General features: G+C 37.1%; 15 protein-coding genes. 1 reads left to right on the top strand and 14 read right to left on the bottom strand.

Annotation, left to right across the window (positions count from 1 at the left end; all coding sequences use genetic code 11):
- Positions 1–5: 5 nt before the first annotated feature.
- The 14 genes from acsn021_RS03105 to acsn021_RS03040 all read right to left on the bottom strand — a co-directional run bounded on the left by acsn021_RS03105 (position 6) and on the right by acsn021_RS03040 (position 16,661).
- Positions 6–1,382, bottom strand: coding sequence for a contractile injection system protein, VgrG/Pvc8 family (locus acsn021_RS03105; RefSeq protein WP_184095339.1), 1,377 nt, complete (start codon positions 1,380–1,382; stop codon positions 6–8).
- Position 1,383: 1 nt separating this feature from the next.
- The gene (locus acsn021_RS03100) at positions 1,384–1,860 is read right to left on the bottom strand and encodes a hypothetical protein (RefSeq protein ID WP_184095341.1); all 477 of its coding nucleotides are present in this window, start codon (positions 1,858–1,860) and stop codon (positions 1,384–1,386) included.
- Between the two features lie 67 nt (positions 1,861–1,927).
- The gene (locus acsn021_RS03095) at positions 1,928–2,542 is read right to left on the bottom strand and encodes a hypothetical protein (RefSeq protein WP_184095343.1); all 615 of its coding nucleotides are present in this window, start codon (positions 2,540–2,542) and stop codon (positions 1,928–1,930) included.
- 89 nt (positions 2,543–2,631) lie between these two features.
- Positions 2,632–3,408, bottom strand: coding sequence for a DNA and RNA helicase (locus tag acsn021_RS03090; RefSeq protein ID WP_184095345.1), 777 nt, complete (start codon positions 3,406–3,408; stop codon positions 2,632–2,634).
- A gap of 335 nt (positions 3,409–3,743) precedes the next feature.
- Positions 3,744–6,494 carry an acetate and sugar kinases/Hsc70/actin family protein gene (locus acsn021_RS03085; RefSeq protein WP_184095347.1) on the bottom strand — a complete coding sequence of 917 codons (2,751 nt, stop codon included), beginning with the start codon at positions 6,492–6,494 and terminating at the stop codon, positions 3,744–3,746.
- Between the two features lie 19 nt (positions 6,495–6,513).
- A complete protein-coding gene (locus tag acsn021_RS03080; RefSeq protein ID WP_184095348.1) occupies positions 6,514–7,209 on the bottom strand; it encodes an iron-dependent peroxidase in 696 nt (231 codons plus the stop codon).
- Positions 7,210–7,272: 63 nt separating this feature from the next.
- A complete protein-coding gene (locus acsn021_RS03075) occupies positions 7,273–8,592 on the bottom strand; it encodes a normocyte-binding protein (protein WP_184095350.1) in 1,320 nt (439 codons plus the stop codon).
- 48 nt (positions 8,593–8,640) lie between these two features.
- Positions 8,641–10,761, bottom strand: a complete 2,121-nt coding sequence (locus acsn021_RS03070) for a PP2C family protein-serine/threonine phosphatase (protein WP_184095352.1) — start codon at positions 10,759–10,761, stop codon at positions 8,641–8,643.
- 16 nt (positions 10,762–10,777) lie between these two features.
- Entirely contained in the window at positions 10,778–11,659 is an 882-nt protein-coding gene (locus acsn021_RS03065) for a PP2C family protein-serine/threonine phosphatase (RefSeq protein WP_184095354.1), read from the bottom strand.
- Positions 11,638–12,150: an FHA domain-containing protein gene (locus acsn021_RS03060; RefSeq protein ID WP_184095356.1), complete on the bottom strand. Its 513-nt coding sequence runs from the start codon at positions 12,148–12,150 to the stop codon at positions 11,638–11,640. The genes acsn021_RS03065 and acsn021_RS03060 overlap by 22 nt, the downstream gene beginning before the upstream one ends.
- A gap of 568 nt (positions 12,151–12,718) precedes the next feature.
- A complete protein-coding gene (locus acsn021_RS03055) occupies positions 12,719–13,279 on the bottom strand; it encodes an FHA domain-containing protein (protein WP_184095358.1) in 561 nt (186 codons plus the stop codon).
- A 182-nt stretch (positions 13,280–13,461) separates the two neighbouring features.
- Positions 13,462–13,893 carry a membrane-associated protease 1 gene (locus acsn021_RS03050; RefSeq protein ID WP_184095360.1) on the bottom strand — a complete coding sequence of 144 codons (432 nt, stop codon included), beginning with the start codon at positions 13,891–13,893 and terminating at the stop codon, positions 13,462–13,464.
- 43 nt (positions 13,894–13,936) lie between these two features.
- Positions 13,937–14,368 (bottom strand): membrane-associated protease 1, encoded by a 432-nt coding sequence (locus acsn021_RS03045; protein WP_184095362.1) that lies wholly within the window; start codon positions 14,366–14,368, stop codon positions 13,937–13,939.
- Positions 14,369–14,489: 121 nt separating this feature from the next.
- Positions 14,490–16,661, bottom strand: a complete 2,172-nt coding sequence (locus tag acsn021_RS03040) for a transcriptional regulator (protein WP_184095365.1) — start codon at positions 16,659–16,661, stop codon at positions 14,490–14,492.
- A gap of 483 nt (positions 16,662–17,144) precedes the next feature.
- Here acsn021_RS03040 and acsn021_RS03035 point away from each other — a divergent pair, with 483 nt between their 5' ends.
- Positions 17,145–19,175 (top strand): VWA domain-containing protein, encoded by a 2,031-nt coding sequence (locus acsn021_RS03035; protein WP_184095367.1) that lies wholly within the window; start codon positions 17,145–17,147, stop codon positions 19,173–19,175.
- Positions 19,176–19,183: the final 8 nt, after the last annotated feature.

The raw sequence follows: 19,183 nt of genomic DNA, 5'->3' as shown, positions 1-19,183 counted from the left end.
ACCACTTACTCCAATCCCTGTATATGAATCTGGTCACCTACAAAAGTGACATCATCTTTTACAATAATTTTTGAAGCACCTTGGTTCAATTCTACTCCTTCCTTTCCTTCTACGTTAATTTTATCCCCTGAGCTAATAATATCTATTTTATCGGATGCATTAATATTAATACTATTATTACTATTTATGGTGATACCATCCTCATCATTGAGGATTATATCTAACCCTTTATTATTCGTTAGCTTTAATTCTTTTTCTGAAAATGAGATTTCTTTTCCGTGAACATTCCTTATAAACTTTGTATCAGGATTTTTATCACCCATTGCAAGATGTACTGAACTTATAGCATATGACTGCTCTGCTTTTTCTGAGGGAAAATAGATTCGTACCGAATCTCCTACCTCCGGCATACAAAACCATCCAGCCCCATCTGTTGTAGAATATACAGTAGCATACTGATATGCTCTTCCCCCTGTACTTTCTACCGTATCAAACGTTACCGTAACTGTATCATTTACAACGCTTTTTACGGTAGCTTTTAAAGACATTCCAATTAAAGCATAATTTTTCTTTTTTTCTTGTAAAAAACCATTACGATATTTAAGGGTGTATGTATTCATCAATTCCTGTTTTTCAAATTCTCCATGAATTCCATATACAAATAGTGACTTACCATTAAATAAAACCCCATCTCCTAATTCATAGATATCTCTTGATTTAAATACAAACTCAGTTTCATCACCTTGAAAGCTTAATCCTACGCCATTATTCTTCTTTTTTTCATACCTATGAAAGTTGTTGACTATTTCATATTCTTTTATATCTACTGTTGCAACTGATCGGTTAGTTACTCCAATCTTTAACCGGAATCCTTTTGCCTTATAATCAGGAATAATATAGCCTCCAACTTCTGAAACGATTCGTTTAATAAAACTCCAATCTGTTTCCTCATATTGAACAACCATGTGATTTATTGCTTTATCAAATTCACTATTTATTAGGTATTTAACATTACTATCCGCTTTTGATAATATTGTTCTTATTGCATTAGAATTGTTTTGGAATATTTTTGTATGAGGAACTATGTCCAGCTTTATAACTTCTCCTCTTATTTCCAGCTTAAATACATGTAGCCCTATTTCCTCTTTAATCGAGAAAGAATAGACTACACCAGATATAACTGTTGTTTTCTCACCCTGAACGATTTCTTCAAGTGCAATCCACTCACTTGAAGATATTTTACTTTTACATTCATCTAACTTGTTTTCAATAACAAATCCGCCTATAGATGCCCACCCATAATCATTTACTTCTTTTTTCCATTCACAATTTGTAACTTTCAGATATTCCATTCCCCTAATAAATAAATATCCATCATTCACTTTATATCACCGTCTCCTTCCTTATTGTTCTTAGACTATTTATTACGATCGGTCTCCAAGATACGGAATCTTCATATATACAATTAAACCCACCTTGCAGTAATTGTCCATTAATCCAAGTATAAAATACAATATTGTACAGTGAACCGTCAATTGCGGGTGACATAAATTCAAACCACCCAAGCTTTGTTCCATCCACTTGAAAAATGTCTTTATCATAAAATTGAATTCCTGTGTAGATTTTTCTTAAGTTCAATTTTGTTTGTTTTATTAATTCATCAAGAAGTCCTTCATCCAATGTCTGATTTACATAACTAAATTTATAGTCTACAGAAGCATCTTCATTGGTAAATATAACATGAGGTCTCAATTCAGACGGATATTTTATTCTTGCAATATCATCAGTCATAAAGTCAAAACTCTCAGGTATTTCCATATAAAAATCATGATTTATTATTGGTCTGAAAAACAATTTCACATTATTCCCTACTTTCTTGGCATTTAATTTGTTAGATAATTACATATATTAAAACAAGTATGAGTTATTAAAAATTATCAATCAGACTTTCAATTACATATTTATTTGTTGTTTTTGCTTCATTATTTATTGAGTACAACATTTGAAGCACTACAGGTTTCCACTTTTGTGCCTTATATATACTACAATTATATCTGCCATACATCATACATCCATTAATAGCTACTATAAAGGTAATATTATAGAGAATTTCATCCATTGCATAGCCTTTGAAATCAAACCACCCAAACTTAATACAACCGGTGTCCTCAATATTTTTTTCATAAACCTCATAACCTGGTTGCAATCTTTTTAAGATATGTATTTGTTCATCTATTCTTTGCTCAATCTCATCTTCTCTTAGCGGCTCTGTGGTTAAAGTAAAAGACATATCCATGGTATAATCCATACTTATTTTAGCTATTTGAGGCATTATTGTATTGGCATATTTTAATTTCATTACTTCTTTTGGTGTATCGATGAAACGGAGAGGTAACATAATTTTAAGTTTATGTTCAAAAAATGAATACTCATGAAAATGAAACATTTCGCCGCCAATACAAATCCCTGAGTACACATTACCAACTGAATATTTCTTATGTTGATTTAATAACTCAATAATTTCTTCGTCTCCATATTGCATAGTAGCCTCCTTTAGGCAAATAATTAATACGATTAAGTTCAAATGTAGACCTGCATATATATGCTATACTTTCTATTCACTTGCTAAGTCTACTCCACTATCAACCTCTTCGCTCCCCCACCCTGATAATTCCTGCCGTTTCTTCCATTCACCACATCATCCAGTATACGGGTCAAATATCTGTGAAGCTGTTCATTGGTACTTAACGCATCCTCTCTCACATTCAGCCTTGCCATCAAATAAGCCTTGATAGCTCCCCGCTCCATTTGCTTTTCCTGCAAACAAAGGAGGGCGAAGCTGATATCATAGGGGTTATCAGGGCTCAAACCTAATAACTCCTTTCCAAAATATGCGGTAATCTCCGGCGAGAGGGTTTCCTCCTTGATTCCTGCGTATTTCACATGTATGATATTCACGGTATTATGAAGGGTTGCAAAGTCTGCCAGATCCTGATAGTCCTGTCTTAATAAGGCACCATCTTTTAAAGTGAAGCGGCATAACTCCGCTTCATCCACCTCAAGCCTGGTGCCTTCTTCCAAAACCAGCTCCGTACGGCATATAATAAAATCATTCTTAATCTCATCTTCTAAAAAACGAACCTTTAGGATATGCTCCGTACCGGAGGCTGTGTAAGGCACTTTAACCTCCGCCTCCATATGAAAAAGTTTCTCCTTGAATTTTATGACTCCGGGGGTTATGGTTAATTCCTTACCGGTCACAATTACCCTTGCACCACATAAGATTCCGTCAGAGTAATCCTGATACTGAAGCCAAAACATATTTTTCGGATAATCTTTTAACTCCGTAAGCATATCTGCTTTTAGTATTTTATCCTTTTCAAAGATAGGAAATTGTTCTGCAAACATGTCTTTCCTCCTTTCATTTATTCTCTAAGTTTAGACCATTGCGAAACGATACATCTAGAAGTTGGAAGTAGACAAAATCACCAAAATGAAGGTGACTTGCCACCGCATCGGAACCTGTTTTTGGTGATTTTGACTGATTCCGACTCATAAAATAACAGTTTCGCAATTACCTAATTCTCTAAGTTACTTAGGTAATTACAACTCTTTATCTAGAAATAGGAAATAGGTAAAACCACCAAAATAAAGGTGACTTGCCACTGCATCGGAACCTGTTTTTGGTGGTTTTGACTAGTTCCGTCACACAGAATATATGTTTCGCTATTACCTATTCTAAGCTACTTGGTTCCGTCAAAAAAGTTCACATCCCACAAGTTATTCTCAAAAGCGTAAAAGGCATCCTTTCCTAAGTAAAGCTGTGTTCCTTCTCTGGTGATTGGTACAAGATAAAAGCCCCATTGCTCCTTTGCGGCAAAGATGAAGAATTTAACTTCTGTATTATTAATATTATCCGTTTCATCCTGTATGATATATTGTCTGTATTCCTTGTATTTATCCTGTATTTCCTCATAAGTCTTCGGTTCATAGGCATCTGGGTCATTCTGATATAGGTAGTGAAACTTAAGTTTCCCATCCCCATCCCTTAAGAAAAGCTCTAACCTTGTGATTCCTTTGTTTCTTGATAAGGTACCATGCGTCTGCTCTCTAGCAAGGTTATAGATTAATTTCTTTTCCTCATTTTCATGAGTGACACCGCTGATGGAATAGGGTATTCTGGGGCTTCTGTTTATTAAACGTACTTCACTTAAGCCGGAGGTCGTATCTGTTATGTATTTTGCTGCCCCTCTCACACATGCCAGCTTTAAATCTCTGATACTGGCCTCACTCTTACCAAAGGGCTTAAATTCAATACTTTTGCCCGGTATGAATTCTTTAATGGCTTCCCGGAATAAATCTATCCGGCAGGACTGTCCGGTTAACTTAATGATGGAAAAGTCAGACAACCTCCCGGTCTGATAGAATTCGTTTAGGAACCTGTCCACTATCCAATAAATATCTGCTCTTAACAGCAATTCTATTTCTTTTATATTAAATACAATCTCCGGAAAATCATGGCGTACCTTTAAACCTTGTCCCTCCCGTACGGATAAGGTCCAATAATCAATACAGGTTATCATTAAGTCTTCGCTTTCCTGCTCTTTACTTGCTTCAAACCGATTTCTTAATATTCCTCGTCCCTGATAGAATTTCTTTTTCAAACGCTCTGCTACCTGAAACAGGAAGTAGAAATTATTTTTTACCATGTAGTATTCTTCCCTGCTCCGGTTTTCATAGTAGCGAAACTTGGTTGGGATTTTTTCTTCCGCCGTATTGTAAGCCTCTGTCAGTTTTTCATAGACTTTTTCTCTTCCATAGGTATCTACCATCCGATAAATATCCATTTCTGCCTGTGCTAAAAAATCTTCTATACGGACTCCTTTTTTACCTTCGTAATAATCGGCAAATACTACCTTTAAATATTGCATAATGCGATAGGTAATATTGTTTCCTCCAAAGTTGGTGTCTCCGTTTTCATACGTTGTTTCTATATCCACCAGATAGGAAGACTTTTCATTCCGTATAGTAAATTCACAGGAGGAAAGGTCGGTTGTTCCGCCTCCGCAGTCCATTATGAGTGCCGCCAGACGCTCCCCCTCGTAATAACTCTTTTTCTCAATAAGACTTGTGATGGTATTATAAAGAACCGCTGTGCCTTCATCCAACATGCGGTTGCCTTCGATTTCATATTCCGGCAGTATAGCTGTAAACATGCTAATAAACTGCTCTTTTAGTTTTACAGGGCTGGTTAAGTGAAGCTTTTTAAAGTGGCATTTAAACCGCTGCTCTGCATTGGCAATGACATATAAGAGGTATTTTCGAATCATATCCTGCCGTTTTACAGTTGCTGTATTTCCCTTTTTATCAATGATTTCCTGGTCCCCGTTATAGGTTTCCACCCAACGTTTCATTTCATAGAATATACTAAAGGATTCATCGTAATATTTAACCTTTGTATCCTTTCTAGCCTCATAACCAAAGTGATACACTATGTCTTCTTGATTGGTACAATCCGCAACACTGACTAGAGTTGGTACCATTGGTTTCCAGACACTGGACTCTTTAGTTTCATCTAAAAACTGAACTATATTTATATCATCTAACTTAATTTTTTCATTTAGTAAATCATTTCTATCTGGTTTTTGAATGTAGCCGTGATTTAGATAAACTGCTGCTGTTGTATTAGATGTGCCGAAATCTATGGACAACACGGCTTTTGTTTCCTCTATTTCTCTTATTTCTAAATCTGCAAGGGGTATTTTATAATAATCCAGTATGACAGGTTCATCTACTTCTTCGTAATACGTCTGGTACAGATATTCAGACTCCTCCTTGGAGAAGAATAAAAGATAATAAAACTTGATGTTTTCATGTCTTATCTCCTGCTCCTTACTCTTGGTGAGGTAATAACTTTCTGTCTCCCTTCCGTCAGAGGTTAGATTCATAATGCAGCACAGCTCGTTATTTTCTCCAACTAGTAATACATTGGTATTAATGAGGCTTTTATATTTATTTTGACCGCTTTCTCTCGCTTTTCCCAAGCCACTCCCACTATAGGGCTTATTGTATCCTGGCACCTGAACTTTTTGCTCCTGATAAATCTTTTGTACTGTACCATATCCCATTTGATCCTGAAGCCTTATTTTATATTCATCAAACTGGGTTAGAGCAAGATTCCTATATAGTATCATTCTGGCAGGATTTTGTATGGCTTCCCCATCATCAAGTCTTGTACCCAGCTTTCTCTTTATGGCCTCTTCCACCCTATCGAATCCGCCTTCTGCACGCTTTTCAATAAGCATGGCTTCATCTTCCCCACGAAAACGCAGAATGGTGTTGATTAGCTCCTGGCGGTTTAAGGGATTAGCGATTCCTTTAATTAACTTTTCCTGTATACATATTTCCCTTAACCTGTAGGTGGTCATATCCTTTAATACACTCTTTTTATAGGCTGCCCTAGTGTGCCCAGGTGAATTTACTCTTGTATTCATATGCTTTCTCCCATAATTGTTAATAAAGCAGGATTTCTTCAATTTTCATGGTTTCTTTCACGTCGATGATTCCGAAATGCTTATCCCAATAAATTCGTATAGCGTACTTGACCGGAAGGAAAAAATCAAGTATTAGCTGTATCTTTTTCTCCTTCGCTTTATTCTTTCTCTCTCCCAGGTAAATCAGTATCTCATCCTTTTCCTGCTTATTGATGTAGATACTGCTGTTACGAAAGATTACATGTATGGTTTCTTTTAACAGTTGCAAGCTGTCACCTAATTTATATAAACGGATAATCCGTTCTAAAAGCATCTGTTTTTCTATTTCAGAGAATTCTGTCAGGCTCTCTTTCAACTTCTGCCCAAAACAGCCGTTTTCAATGTCTTCCAGTATAAAATGCTTATAAAACTCCGTCTTGTTCATGCCCATATAGGCATCGGTATCTGCCAGATGGTGCATTAGCAAATCAAAAAGTACATTCCGCAGGGCTTCATACTCTAAAAAATCCGGCGGAAATAAATTTTTAAATATATTATAATACCGGTAGTAGGGATTGATCTCTACCACCAGTTTTTCATCTTGAAATTCTGAATTTAATTCTTCGAATGCAAGTTCCATGTAGGGAGAATACACCTTTGCCCTTAAAAAGGTTATGTCTTCCTTCCTTAGACCTGCCTTTTTTGCCTTGATTAACATATCCCAGATATAGTTCATCGGCTCACTCTCCTCCTTCCACCTGTTTTATCTGTTGACCTATTCTACTGCCTTTCCTTATTTCTACAATTTAACATTGCCTTCTTGCGCTTCCTGCAAATCTGACTTTATAAGCAGTTTACCTTTGCATACATACTCAGGAAAATACTGTTGTATTTCAGATACCAGAAAGCTTAAAATATCCCTGGTTAAATAATTCTCTTCCCTTGCCGTAAACTCTAACAGCAACGTCTTTTTGTAATTTTCTTCCCTGATACCGTCTGTTAAAAAGGAGTCCATTTGGTAGGTCTCTCCTTGTTTATCACCGCTATTTCGTATTTTAAAGTCTATAAATTCAACATTTTTAGCAATTTCAAAGGAAGAGATTATCCGGTATAATTCAGCTTTTGTTCGAATAACCCTTGTCTGCTGTCTGGCATAACGATTTAAAAAACTATTCTCTGTTTTATTGGACATAATTTCGTAGCCAGCATAGGAGAGATTGGCCTGTTTGTATGCGGTTACCTTTAAAATCTTCCAATCTGTAATATCCGGCACCGGTGCACATACTGTCATAGAATCTTTATTACGTTTTACATAGCCTTTAAATTCTTCGTCCAATATTACAAGATAGCCATGTTCCTCCCCTGACTTGCTTAGAGATATTTCATGCTGAAAATTTATCTGATCCATAGCAGGCACAGGAAAAGTAAGACTTGGGAGTACAAGCTTTTCAATATTCCAAAGAGGAACCATGTTCTCTCTTTTATAGCCGTCGTATTTTCCGAGGCTGATTGTAACTTCTTTTATCTGCTCACCTTTTTTAATTGGCTTATCTAACCCGGTTAGCATGACATCTGCAAATTTATGTACATAAGGACTGTTTATTGTGGTCCATACAACACCGTTTCTAGTAAAATTCCCATAGAGTTCTTCAATACAGGCTTTGTACTCCAGATTTTGCTTTAATGAAATACTTATCGTATATTCATCCTTGTCCGTTCGTATTTTACCCGTATAACGCTCCGTCCCTGCTAGTATTTCTTTAAATACCAAGTAGTCGCACTGGAAAAACAGCTTCATCAGACGGTATTCCTGCCTATCTTCGAGTACTTCCTGTATTTCTTTTACTACATACTCTGTCTCCTGCATATCCTCTGGAAGCATTGGGTAAAGAAATTCATGTATAGGATCTACTTCGTTACGTTCTGCTAATGAGGTATATATGGTATAACGGTTCTCATCAAAGCGTATTTCTTCGAATATTTCCTTGGTAAGCTTTTGAAACATTTCCTCGTTATAGCCTACCACTCCAACAAATACGCCGTTTAGGATATCCTTTAAAAGCTTTCTTTCTTCTAGGTTTTGTATTTTAGAAAGCTTCTCAATAATCATATCTTTCATAGTTAGCTCCCCTCTGCGACCTTGGGTCGCGTACAAGCAACCCTTTCCTTATTTCGTAAGCTCTTTTCCTGTAGTTTCTTCCTCAGTTCCTTCCTTTTCTAAGTCGTCCTCCGCAGAAGTATCTGTCTTTGTACTGCCTTCCTTGGTATTTGTACTGCTTGTTCCGGTACTAGTCTTGGTATTGTCAGCTAAGTTAGTATCAGCTGCCGTCTGGTTCTCTGTTTCACTAGCAGCCTTCTTATCCATTTCTGAGATAAGCTTGGTCATATAATTTACATCACTGCTCATTCCGGCTTCTCTGTAAATATCTCTTGCCAGTCCATACAAAACAGCGGCCGCGGCATAGTCTTTTAACTTTTCCTTATTCGCAGCTTCTTCAATATAACGCGCTGCTTGAGCTTCCTGTTTTGCCGTTGCTGTATTTTTACTTTGAGCTAATTCCATCTTGGCTTGAACAGCAGGGATACTGTCTGTCTTTTCTGCCGCAGTATAATAATCGATGGCTGTCTGGTAATAGGAAAGAGCCTTTTCGTAATCCCCGTCCTCCACTGCCTGATCACCTTTCATAATATTTACATCTGCATTAGCTGCAAACTGGTCTTTTTCTGAGGTACTTTCTTCCTCTTCCAGCTCTTCTATTTTTGTTTTCATTTCCTTTGCTTTTTCCTTGTCTTTGCCCTTTTTATAAAGGTTCGCAGCTTCTTTATAGTATTTCTTTGCCATTGTATAATAACCACCGGCTTCCTCATCTTCTGCCCGGTCAGCATACTCGTCCGCTTCTTCAATATAATCATCTAATAGCTGCTGATGCTGTTCTGCTTTAACTTCATCTAACTTAGTGGAAGCTTCGTCCTTGCCTTCTGTATAGAAGATGTCTCTGGCTAAAGACAATGCCGATTCATAGGCTTCTATTGCCTCTGCATAATTGTCTATGGAGGCCATTTTATCACCGCTTTGTATGTAACTTAAGATTTCCAGATAGGCTGCTGCAAGCTCCTTTTGCTCTCTGATATACTGCTTTTCTTCTGCTCCATAATCAAGGATTTCCTTTACCTGAACGAGAGCCAGTTCATAAAAATGAATGGCTTGTTTATAATCCTTTTTATCCATTGCCTCCTGGGCATCTACCATAAGTTCTGATAATTTTTGATACTGCTCCAGCTCTTCTTTTTCAAGGTAGGGTTCACTTTTCTCCTTAAGTTTTACTTTTTTTACTGCTTCTAAGCCTTCTTTGAATTTTTCTAATGCACGTTTATAATTCTGTTCTTCTATATACTGAATACCTGTTTCCTTTAAGGAAAGCATGGTTGTAATTTTTTCTTGGTTCTTTTTATGAAGTATGTAGAAAGTAATGGATAAAGTAAGTGCCAGAATAAGTAGTGGTATAGCTGCTATTAGAAGCTTTTTTATAAGCTTCTTACGTTTCCCCGGATCTTTGTACACTTTATCCGCAAAGATAGTACAAAGGGTATAGCTTGGTAGGTTTTTCTTCTGCCTTGCAAGGATAAGCTCCTCCACACTGTCACAAACTTCTTCCGGTTCCTTTGCCTCCTCCAAAGCATCTAAGAGTTCGGGTGCTCCTGCATTCTCCCAGATTCCCTTGGTGCAAAGGTAAATCGTATCCCCATCTTCTAACTTGATTTTATCGGATAAAATAGGTAGAAATTTTTCCGGCATCCCCAGATAACAATACAGATTATGTCTTTCTTCATGTTCTTCTATCTTGTCCTGAGGCAGCCTTCCCTGTTCGGCAAGCGTACTGCTTAGGGATAAATCAGCACTTTTATTTTTTATGGAACCATTCCTGACATGGTACAATCTAGTGTTACCGGCACTTCCCCACCGCATGGTATTATAGTTAGTTACTACCATTAAGAAGCTAGCTTCCAGACGAAGCTCCCTGGATTCTGACTTTAGTACTTCATTTGCAGCTTTTAGACACCGGTTAATACAGCTTTTTTTTATGGAAGGTTTTTCTAAAAATCGTCGTATTGCTTCCTCCACTGCAAGCTTCGCACTTTCCTTCTCTTTATCCCTGTCTATTCCATCAGCAATACAGTAACATGCATAATTATCCAGCTCAACAAATGCAAAATAATCGGTATTTTTAAGCCCGCTTCCTGCTTCTGATATAAATTTGGTTTTAAAGGTTGAATTTTCTTTCCTCATGGCTGGCTCCTGTCATCTATCTGTATTCCCGATTGATTTTTAATATAATAACGGTTGCATTATCCTTATCCGGCACATTTTTATATTCAATTGCCGTCATAAAGTCCTCTGCTGTCTGCGCAGGAGACTTGTAATTAGACAGGATTCCTTCTAGCTCAATCTTTTTTAATGTTTCCAGTCCATTGGTATATAACAGCACCATATCACCTTTTTTTAGGATAATCGGTTCCTCGCTCACTGATATGCCTTCGAATTCATCATTGCCAAGGTAGTTTACAAGTCTGTCCTGAAAAGGCTCAGAAAGCACCTCTTCCCTGGTGAGTTTTCCCAAACGGAACAGATCTTCTAGTTTATTTGCTGCAATATCCTTCCGGTTTAAAGCTACTAGGCTTCCCTTACGAAACACCGCAATCGTACTATCACCTGCCCATGCATAGTAAAGCTTATTCTGACGTATTATAGCCGACACCACTGTAGTACCGGCCGGTACATCCCCATATAAGGCTTTGATATCACTATTAATCATCTGCGCTGTCCGCTTAAAAAAATATCCTGTATTATCACTGGTATCTGCATTCCGAAATTCCCGCAGATAAGTCTGAACTGCCATCTTACTGGCTACTTTACCATTTACAAAGCTTCCGATACCGTCTGCAACTACAGCTAACAGACCATAATCTTCAATTTCCGTGGCAAAAGAATCCTCTTGCCGCTGTCTATCCCCCATGAGCTGCCCGTTGCCGATACTAATATCCGGTATATTAAAGCTCTCCTTAATTAACATCCACCTGGCAGAAAGATTGCATATTGCTACCACGAACAAAAAAGCAAATAACATTGCCAAGGCGATATTAGGATTTGTCACGATTTCTAAAATCATCGGCTGCTGCTCTCCCATTCAAAATGTTCTCCACAAAGGGGAATAAAAAGAAATTTACTCTGCCCCATTTCAACTACGGAAAAAGAGGTTAATTCCATAGGTGTAAACACCGCATCTCCGTTTAAATAAGCAAGTCCCATAGAGTCTCCCGGCAAAAGGTGGGTTGTCCGGTTCTTTTTGTCATAAACAATAACCGCATGGTTTACTCTAGAGATTTCATTATCTCCGATAATTCGTATCTGCATGGTGTCTGCCCGGCCTATAAAGTTTTTTCCGGCACGGATTTTATAATCCTTTCCTCTCCTTGGTCCTTCAATGCACACCAACCATCCCGTCACAGGCTCAATTTCTTCTCCAGAATCTAACAGGGAGGCTACTTTATCCGATTCATCTACCAGAACCTTGTCATTTTTTGGTGAACCTTCTGACTCCATACTGCAATAAGGACATATATTTCCGTATTTTCTGGCACTGAACAAATGCCCATTTTTACAACGAACTAAACTCATAGCTTATGTAACTCCTTATTCCCTTATTTTTATATATAAACAGGCCTTTAATAACAGCCTTTTTCTATCCATTTTTAGTATTATGCAATTACAATTATTTACTTTTAACCAGTTACTTCCAGTATTTTTACTTCCGAATACGTTATGCATCCCTAATTGACTTCCAATTTTTTCTTAGGCTTACATCTATTGTTAAATTAAAATCTATTCTAATGTTAAATTCATTTCTATCCTTAAATGATGTCTGATTTTTTATTCCACATCTAAGTTCATAACCTTCCTTAACCTGATAATTTACTTAAGCCTTAAATTTCTCAGGATTTTCGTTATTTTCTAGTCCATAAGTTCTTATCTAAGAAGTAACGGAACCCATTTTACGGAAGGTTATGCTTCTTTTTGATATACGTTGTTTGCTGATGCTTCCATTAGAAAAACTTATACTTTACTGATATTGTCTGACCCATACTTATGGTTGTAGAAATCGCTAACAAAGATAATACAAACCCCAAAAAAAACTATGGTTTCTCAACTTGCTTCGCGTTATGATACAAGCTGCTCATATAACTGCTTATCTTAATAATAATGCCGTTTCATTGATTCGAATAATATCTCCCCGTTCTAAACGCAGAGGTTTTTTTTCTGTAAGACGAAAAGCAATAGCCTGATTTGCTTTTTGCACTTCCAGTCCATTTTTTGAACCGGCATCCTCCACATACCAATGCCCATTACAATAGTTAAGCAATGCATGTTGGGCTGAGATAAAAGGAGCATCTTCCGTAAAGGATAAATCAATATCAGCCTGATACTCTCCCTTACTCTTTCCGATTAACAATCCTGTTTTTCCATATATGTTCCATTCTTTTAATATCTGCCTGTCGTCACCCATCAATGCCAAGGAACTAATGTGTTTGTACCTTTTGGGTTTATCTATTTTCTCCTGGCGCTTACTAAACCTTATGTAAAGGCATAGATAAACAAATAAGGCTGCGGATATACATATCTTCCAGCCGGTTTTATCTGCTTTTTCTAAAGGGAGTCTAAATATACCATAGATAAAAAGAGAAGTACCAAGCAAAAATATCAAGTTTGTAATTCGTATGATATGTTTCTCACTTCTTGTCCGTTCCATATTTCCCACCTTCCCTCAACACTTCTGCTTAAGGGGTTATTCCCTGTGCCTGCTATTACCTTATTAAGGGGCTGCTGCTGTTTATTTGAAACTATTTTAAGGTAGTAGTTGTTTATGCAGCAGCCCCGTGTATGTCTTCGTTATTCGTTGTATTTTTTATGCAATATCACTATTACTGCTGATTAAGCAGCTGGATATCCACCGTTTAATACAATATTAGCTAACTTGTCTTTCTTCTGCTTAACGATTAAGCTGAAGGTACCAACACCTTCGGTATCTCCATAGGTTTCCTGATAATCTACCACGAAAGCATTTGGCAAATTAATCTGTCTAACAACCTGTCCGGCTGAAATAACATCTACTGTTAATTTACGGTAGCAATCCGCTTTTTCAACAGGAACCATGGACCAAAGGGAAAGCTTCACTGTGCTGTCTGCAGGATCACCATCCACAGCGGTTAAAATTTTTCCTGTAATTTTTACTGTGGAACCTAAATCTGTAGATCTTGCATTAGAATCTTTTGGTGTGTCTGTAGAAAATTCTACGGTCTGAATTGACTCAAGACTTAAGTCAATGGTTTCAGATGAGCTTTCAACTTTAACTATAAATCCCATTTACGTTTCCCTCCTTATTTTTCTTACGCACATTATTATGCTGTTACTGTAAACCGAATCCACCTTTGTACTCTACTAGGTTGTTCTTGTCTTTTTTCTGTCTTATCAGCAGCTTGAAGGTACCAACTCCTTCAGTGTCACCATAAGATTCCTTGTAGTCTACCACAAAGGCATTGCTTAGGTAGATTTCTCTTACTACCTGCTCAGCAGCAATTACTTCTACTGTTACTTTTCTGTAACAATCTGCTTTTTCAGCTGGTACTAAGGACCAGTTAGCAAGTTTTAAGGTAGCATCTGCTTCATCTCCATCTACGGCTGTCAGAATTTTGCCGCTTATGGCAAGTGCCATTCCAACATCTGTAGATCTTGCATTGCTGTCATTTGGGGTATCTGTCTCGAATTTCACCTGAGTAAGACTCTGTAAACCCAGTTCGATAGATTCAGTACCACCTTCGATTTTAATCCTAAAACCCATGTTGTTTCCTCCTTTAATTAATTATTTATTGGTATTTTAATACCTAAGAAAAGCGCTGCCACACCTGCGTTGCTACCTGCCAGGAAGTGGCAGCCCTCTCTTATCAAATGGTTAATACCTCTTAACGGATGGCAGAGGTTGCCTTGGTTACTTCCACTTCTAAATTCTTTAAGTTACCGTTGAAATTTAAGTGAATGTTACATACATTGCTTGCTTCATTGATGGTGCTGTTTAATTCATCACCCTCCTGAATAATGGAGTTTACATAGTTTTTCGCATTCATCCATTCTGTCTTCTGGCTGCTTGGATGATTACTAAAGAAACGGATAACATTATCCTGTTTAAAGTCATTGCTTCTAAAACGAAGCATACGCTCGATATATGTAGTAACGGTTGTCTTGTAGATAGAATCAAAGGCATCATCAAGATTAGCCATACTTCTTGCTTTATAGACCGTTATTCTTCTGATATCTCTGCCGTCTAACTGAGTATTTTCAGAGGAGAAAATAAAACCAAAGTTACGGTTGTTAATGGAGGCTTTAATGGAATTGGTAAAGCCTGTAATTTCCTGCGCCATTGTAGTGACCGCTCTCAACGCATGGTCTGAAGCCTCTATGTCAAAACGTACCCCTGGATAACTGGTGGTTGCATTTCTAAAATGCTCTTTTAAATATTCAGGGCACTGGTAAGCGGATACGATACCTGCTGCTACATAAGAAGCCCCTACATAGACACCTTCAATCCACAGCTTTAAGATATCTTCTCTTTCTTTTGACAGTGTAACTCCGCCGTACTGATTTACAAGCATTCTGTTATCAATGACAACGCCGGATTTATCCTTTGGAATAATGGTAAAGTTAGGCAGACAGCAGGATACATACTCACTGTAATCTTTTTTCTGAAGAACACTGGACTTATCAATAAATTTATCAATACCAGAGGTTGCAATATGATTAAAAGTAGTCTCTTCTCCGGTCTGGAAGTTATAAAATACCTGTATTTTATAATCCTTGATAACATCCAGAAGAGATATCATGGCTTCCATGGTATTCGTATCCTGACGCTCCTCCACATCATTTCCTCTGAAACGTTCTCTTCTTAATTTCACTTTACCGGAAGACTCAAGTCCAATATCCGGAACAATGCCAAACCAAACCGTATTGTCAAAGCTATTCTTGGTATTTACAGAATTTAAGAAAGTCTCAAGTCTTGGTAAGTTACTGCTCTTTACCATCATATCAAGCTTTGTATTGGTTACTAACATGGTAGGTGTCATGCCTCTGCGCTTTGTATCATATTGGTCAAAGAACATTTTTACACCCAGTAATTTCTCAATAAGAGGTTTTACTGTTTTTACAAAATCGTCTTTGGCAGTTTTGTAAAATTCCAGATATGTGTTATAATTATTCACTTCTTTTTCTACATCTACCTGTTCATCCACTACTGCGGTCAGAGGGCAGAACGTTCTTACTACAAGACTTTGAACGTAATCAGAGGGTTCTTCGTTAACAGCCGCGTAATCTTCTTCAAAAGCTTCAATTAATCCTTGTGCATTGTTTTCATTTAAAGCAATTAATGCCTTTTTTTCTTCCTTGGGAGCTTCTAATATTTTAAGCTCACCAGTAGCACCCATACTGAGTACACCGATTTGAAGAGGTTCTTCGTTTGCTTTATCCTCGCCTCCGGATATTAAAAGTCTGGTTTTAATATCTTCAATGGCTAATGGAAGCATGGCCATTACGTTGTTATAATTACTGCTGGCTTCCTCAAATTTGTAGTTTAGTTTATCTGCTACATCTAATTTCTTTGGATCGCCTTCTTCCAGACTCTCATACTGCTCATACAGATAATGAACTTCGCGGCGTACCTGGCGGATGTCATCCATAACTTTTTTGGGAGAAATCATATCCAGGATATTTTCGAATTTGAAGTCCACATTAATCTGTCCCTGTGCTCGCTTTGTATCAATCAAGGTGAACAACATGTTAAGAAAATCATTTTGTCTGTTAATGGGTATTTCGGTTATGTATTCCGGTGCTATATGCTCCGGCTTTTTGAGGGAATACATGACTTTCTGATTCCCGGCACTAAAGAAGGAATAAACTACCGGAGAGAACTTTTCTAAAAATTCATCAAAGCTTTTTACCAGCAGTGTCTCATTAATTTCTTTAATTTTTGCATCATCTAAACTGTCAATGCCTCTTGTGTCACCGATTAGGGTCAGCAAATTTGGTTTTTCGGGATTTACTTCCTCGAATAACATGGTTCGATTGGTTTGGGTTATTACTTCCATGTATTTTTCTTCCTTTCCTCATTGTTTTTATCATAAATAATTTGATAAACATGACTTATTCAGGTGTATAGTAATGTATATTTATACATTTTTATGAATTCTCAGCTTATTTTCATTATCTATAAGACTAAAGACCTATACCCCAAGTTCTTATATAATCCATATTACCTATACCATTTTTTAGTAAATTATGTCATAATGATGTTATATTTTGGTATTTTATATCGAAATAGGACTAAATAATTATCTAATATTAATTTAATTTTACACTCCTTTTTTGATATTTGTCGTTTTCAAGTCGTATTGTAGCACTATATTTTGATTTAATCTACTATAATTTTCCTTAAACGTCAATTTTCTACAATTTGCACAAAGTTTTTGTGTTTTTTTACATATTTCTACTGAAATTAACATTTTGTAGTTTTTTGTTAATCATGATTTACTTTAGCGTTTCGTTCGCATTGTTTTTTGGGGGGAGAAAAAATGAATAAACATTCAAACAATTATAGATTTATCCTGTCTATCTTTCTAGTATTCACACTTCTTTTACACATTCCTGCATATACGTTTGCCAAGGAATATGAGGATAAAAAAGCTGATTATGATATTATATTTGTATTAGACGTCAGTGCCTCTATGAAAACAACTGACAAGAATCGTAATTCCATTGAAATTATTAAAATGATGATTGATATGTCTACCGGCGGGCAGAATCGGATTGGCTATGTAGCCTACAATGATACAATTACAACACATTTTTCTCTGGCGGATGTATCAAACAATGCTCTGCGAAGTGACTTAAAGCAGACCATTGATAAGACTGAATTTTCGGGCTACACCGATATGGGACTGGGTCTTAAATACGCTACGAACTTAATTACCAAAAGTGAAGCCATCGGAAACCACCCCATAATTATTCTGCTTTCCGATGGAGAAACTGATCTCTCTGGCAGTAAATCCGGGCGAACTGACAAGGATTCCAGAAAAGATATTGAAAGTAGCATTAAAACTGCAACAAAGAACGAAATTCCTATCTATACGATTGGATTAACCGGTGATTATAATACGAATCTGGATTACCTAAAGGATATTTCCGACCGGACAAAGGCTATATCCTATACTGCTACCAGTCCTTATCAGCTTGTTGATATTTTCAACGGCATTTTGTCGGAAAATACCAGCTCTGTTCTAACTCCGGTTGAAAATCAGACTGCCACCGGAACTGAACAGTATATGGATATTAAGGTTTCGGATGAAAGCCTTAGTGAATTAAATATTATGTTATTGTCAGAGGGTAACATTACTACGGAAGAGGTATTAACTTCTTCGAAAGATTACTCTGTTATATCCTCTAGAACCTATCAGCTCATTAAGCTGTATGAGCCCGTTATGGAGACCATTCGCATCAAAATAAAAGCAGATAAGGGGTCTACAATCCGCTTATCTACTTTAGGTGTTTATGATTTTTCAGATATGGTTACAATACCGGATACGGTTACCAAAGGAAAGTCTTCTAAGATTACCTTCCAGTTCTATGATACTAGAAAAAAAGCTCTGGTATCGGATGAAAAGCTGTACCAAAACTTAAACCTTGACTTTTATGTAAAAGACTTATCATCCGGAGAAGAGATTAAATATCCTGCCATTGCGGGAGCTGATGGTTATTCCTTTGAACCTGTCCTAGAAAAATCCGGCAGTTATGAGCTACGGACTTCCTACAAGGGTGACACCATCTTTGGGGAGACGAAGGTCATAGCTTTTGACGTGAATAATAATCCGCCTATTAAAGTAAAAGATATTGATGAAACCTTTGCTAAGACCAAAACAGCAAGGATCTATAATATGGACGAGCTTTTTACGGATGATGACAATGACCTGCTCACCTACTCTATTGTGTCAAATCAGGGTGCCAGAATGGAAACTCTATTAACACAAAACCAATTATCCATAACACCTTTAGCCACCGGAGACACCACCATAATAATTCAGGCCAGAGATACGGCAGGAGACACCGCCACTGCTTCCATTACAGTTAAAACCCTGCCCATTTGGAAATACCACTATAAAATTACAATTACAATCTCTATTAGTGCTGCAATCCTTGTGATTACAGTTATAACCTTCTGCATTATACACTATATCAGAAAAAGAGCAGCCATGCCAAAACCAGCCTTTACCGGTGTACTAGTGGGATATTTTCTCTCCACGAAAGAGGATATGGAGATTCCTCCCCTCAAATGGCTTTTAACGGATTATCCGAATAAAGGTCTAAGTCTGGCTAAGCTTTTAAAATCCAGAGGGATTGACACTACTCTGCCTGATGCGGAAAAGATATGGTTTTCCCCAAAGGTAGGTAATTCCATTGAATTAATCCACAATACAAGGGATACTATCCTCATAGGTTCCAGAACTGTTGCTAAAAACACGCCGGTTATTATCTATCCCAGTGATAAAATCTTCATAGCTTTTGAAGATATGACTACAGAATTGGAGCTTCGCTATAAACTTCAATAACTGTGGCA

It is taken from the genome of Anaerocolumna cellulosilytica (genome assembly GCF_014218335.1).
In the GTDB taxonomy this organism is placed as follows: domain Bacteria; phylum Bacillota; class Clostridia; order Lachnospirales; family Lachnospiraceae; genus Anaerocolumna; species Anaerocolumna cellulosilytica.
Note: the sequence above shows the minus strand (reverse complement) of the source record. Positions and strands in the feature narration are given on the sequence as shown.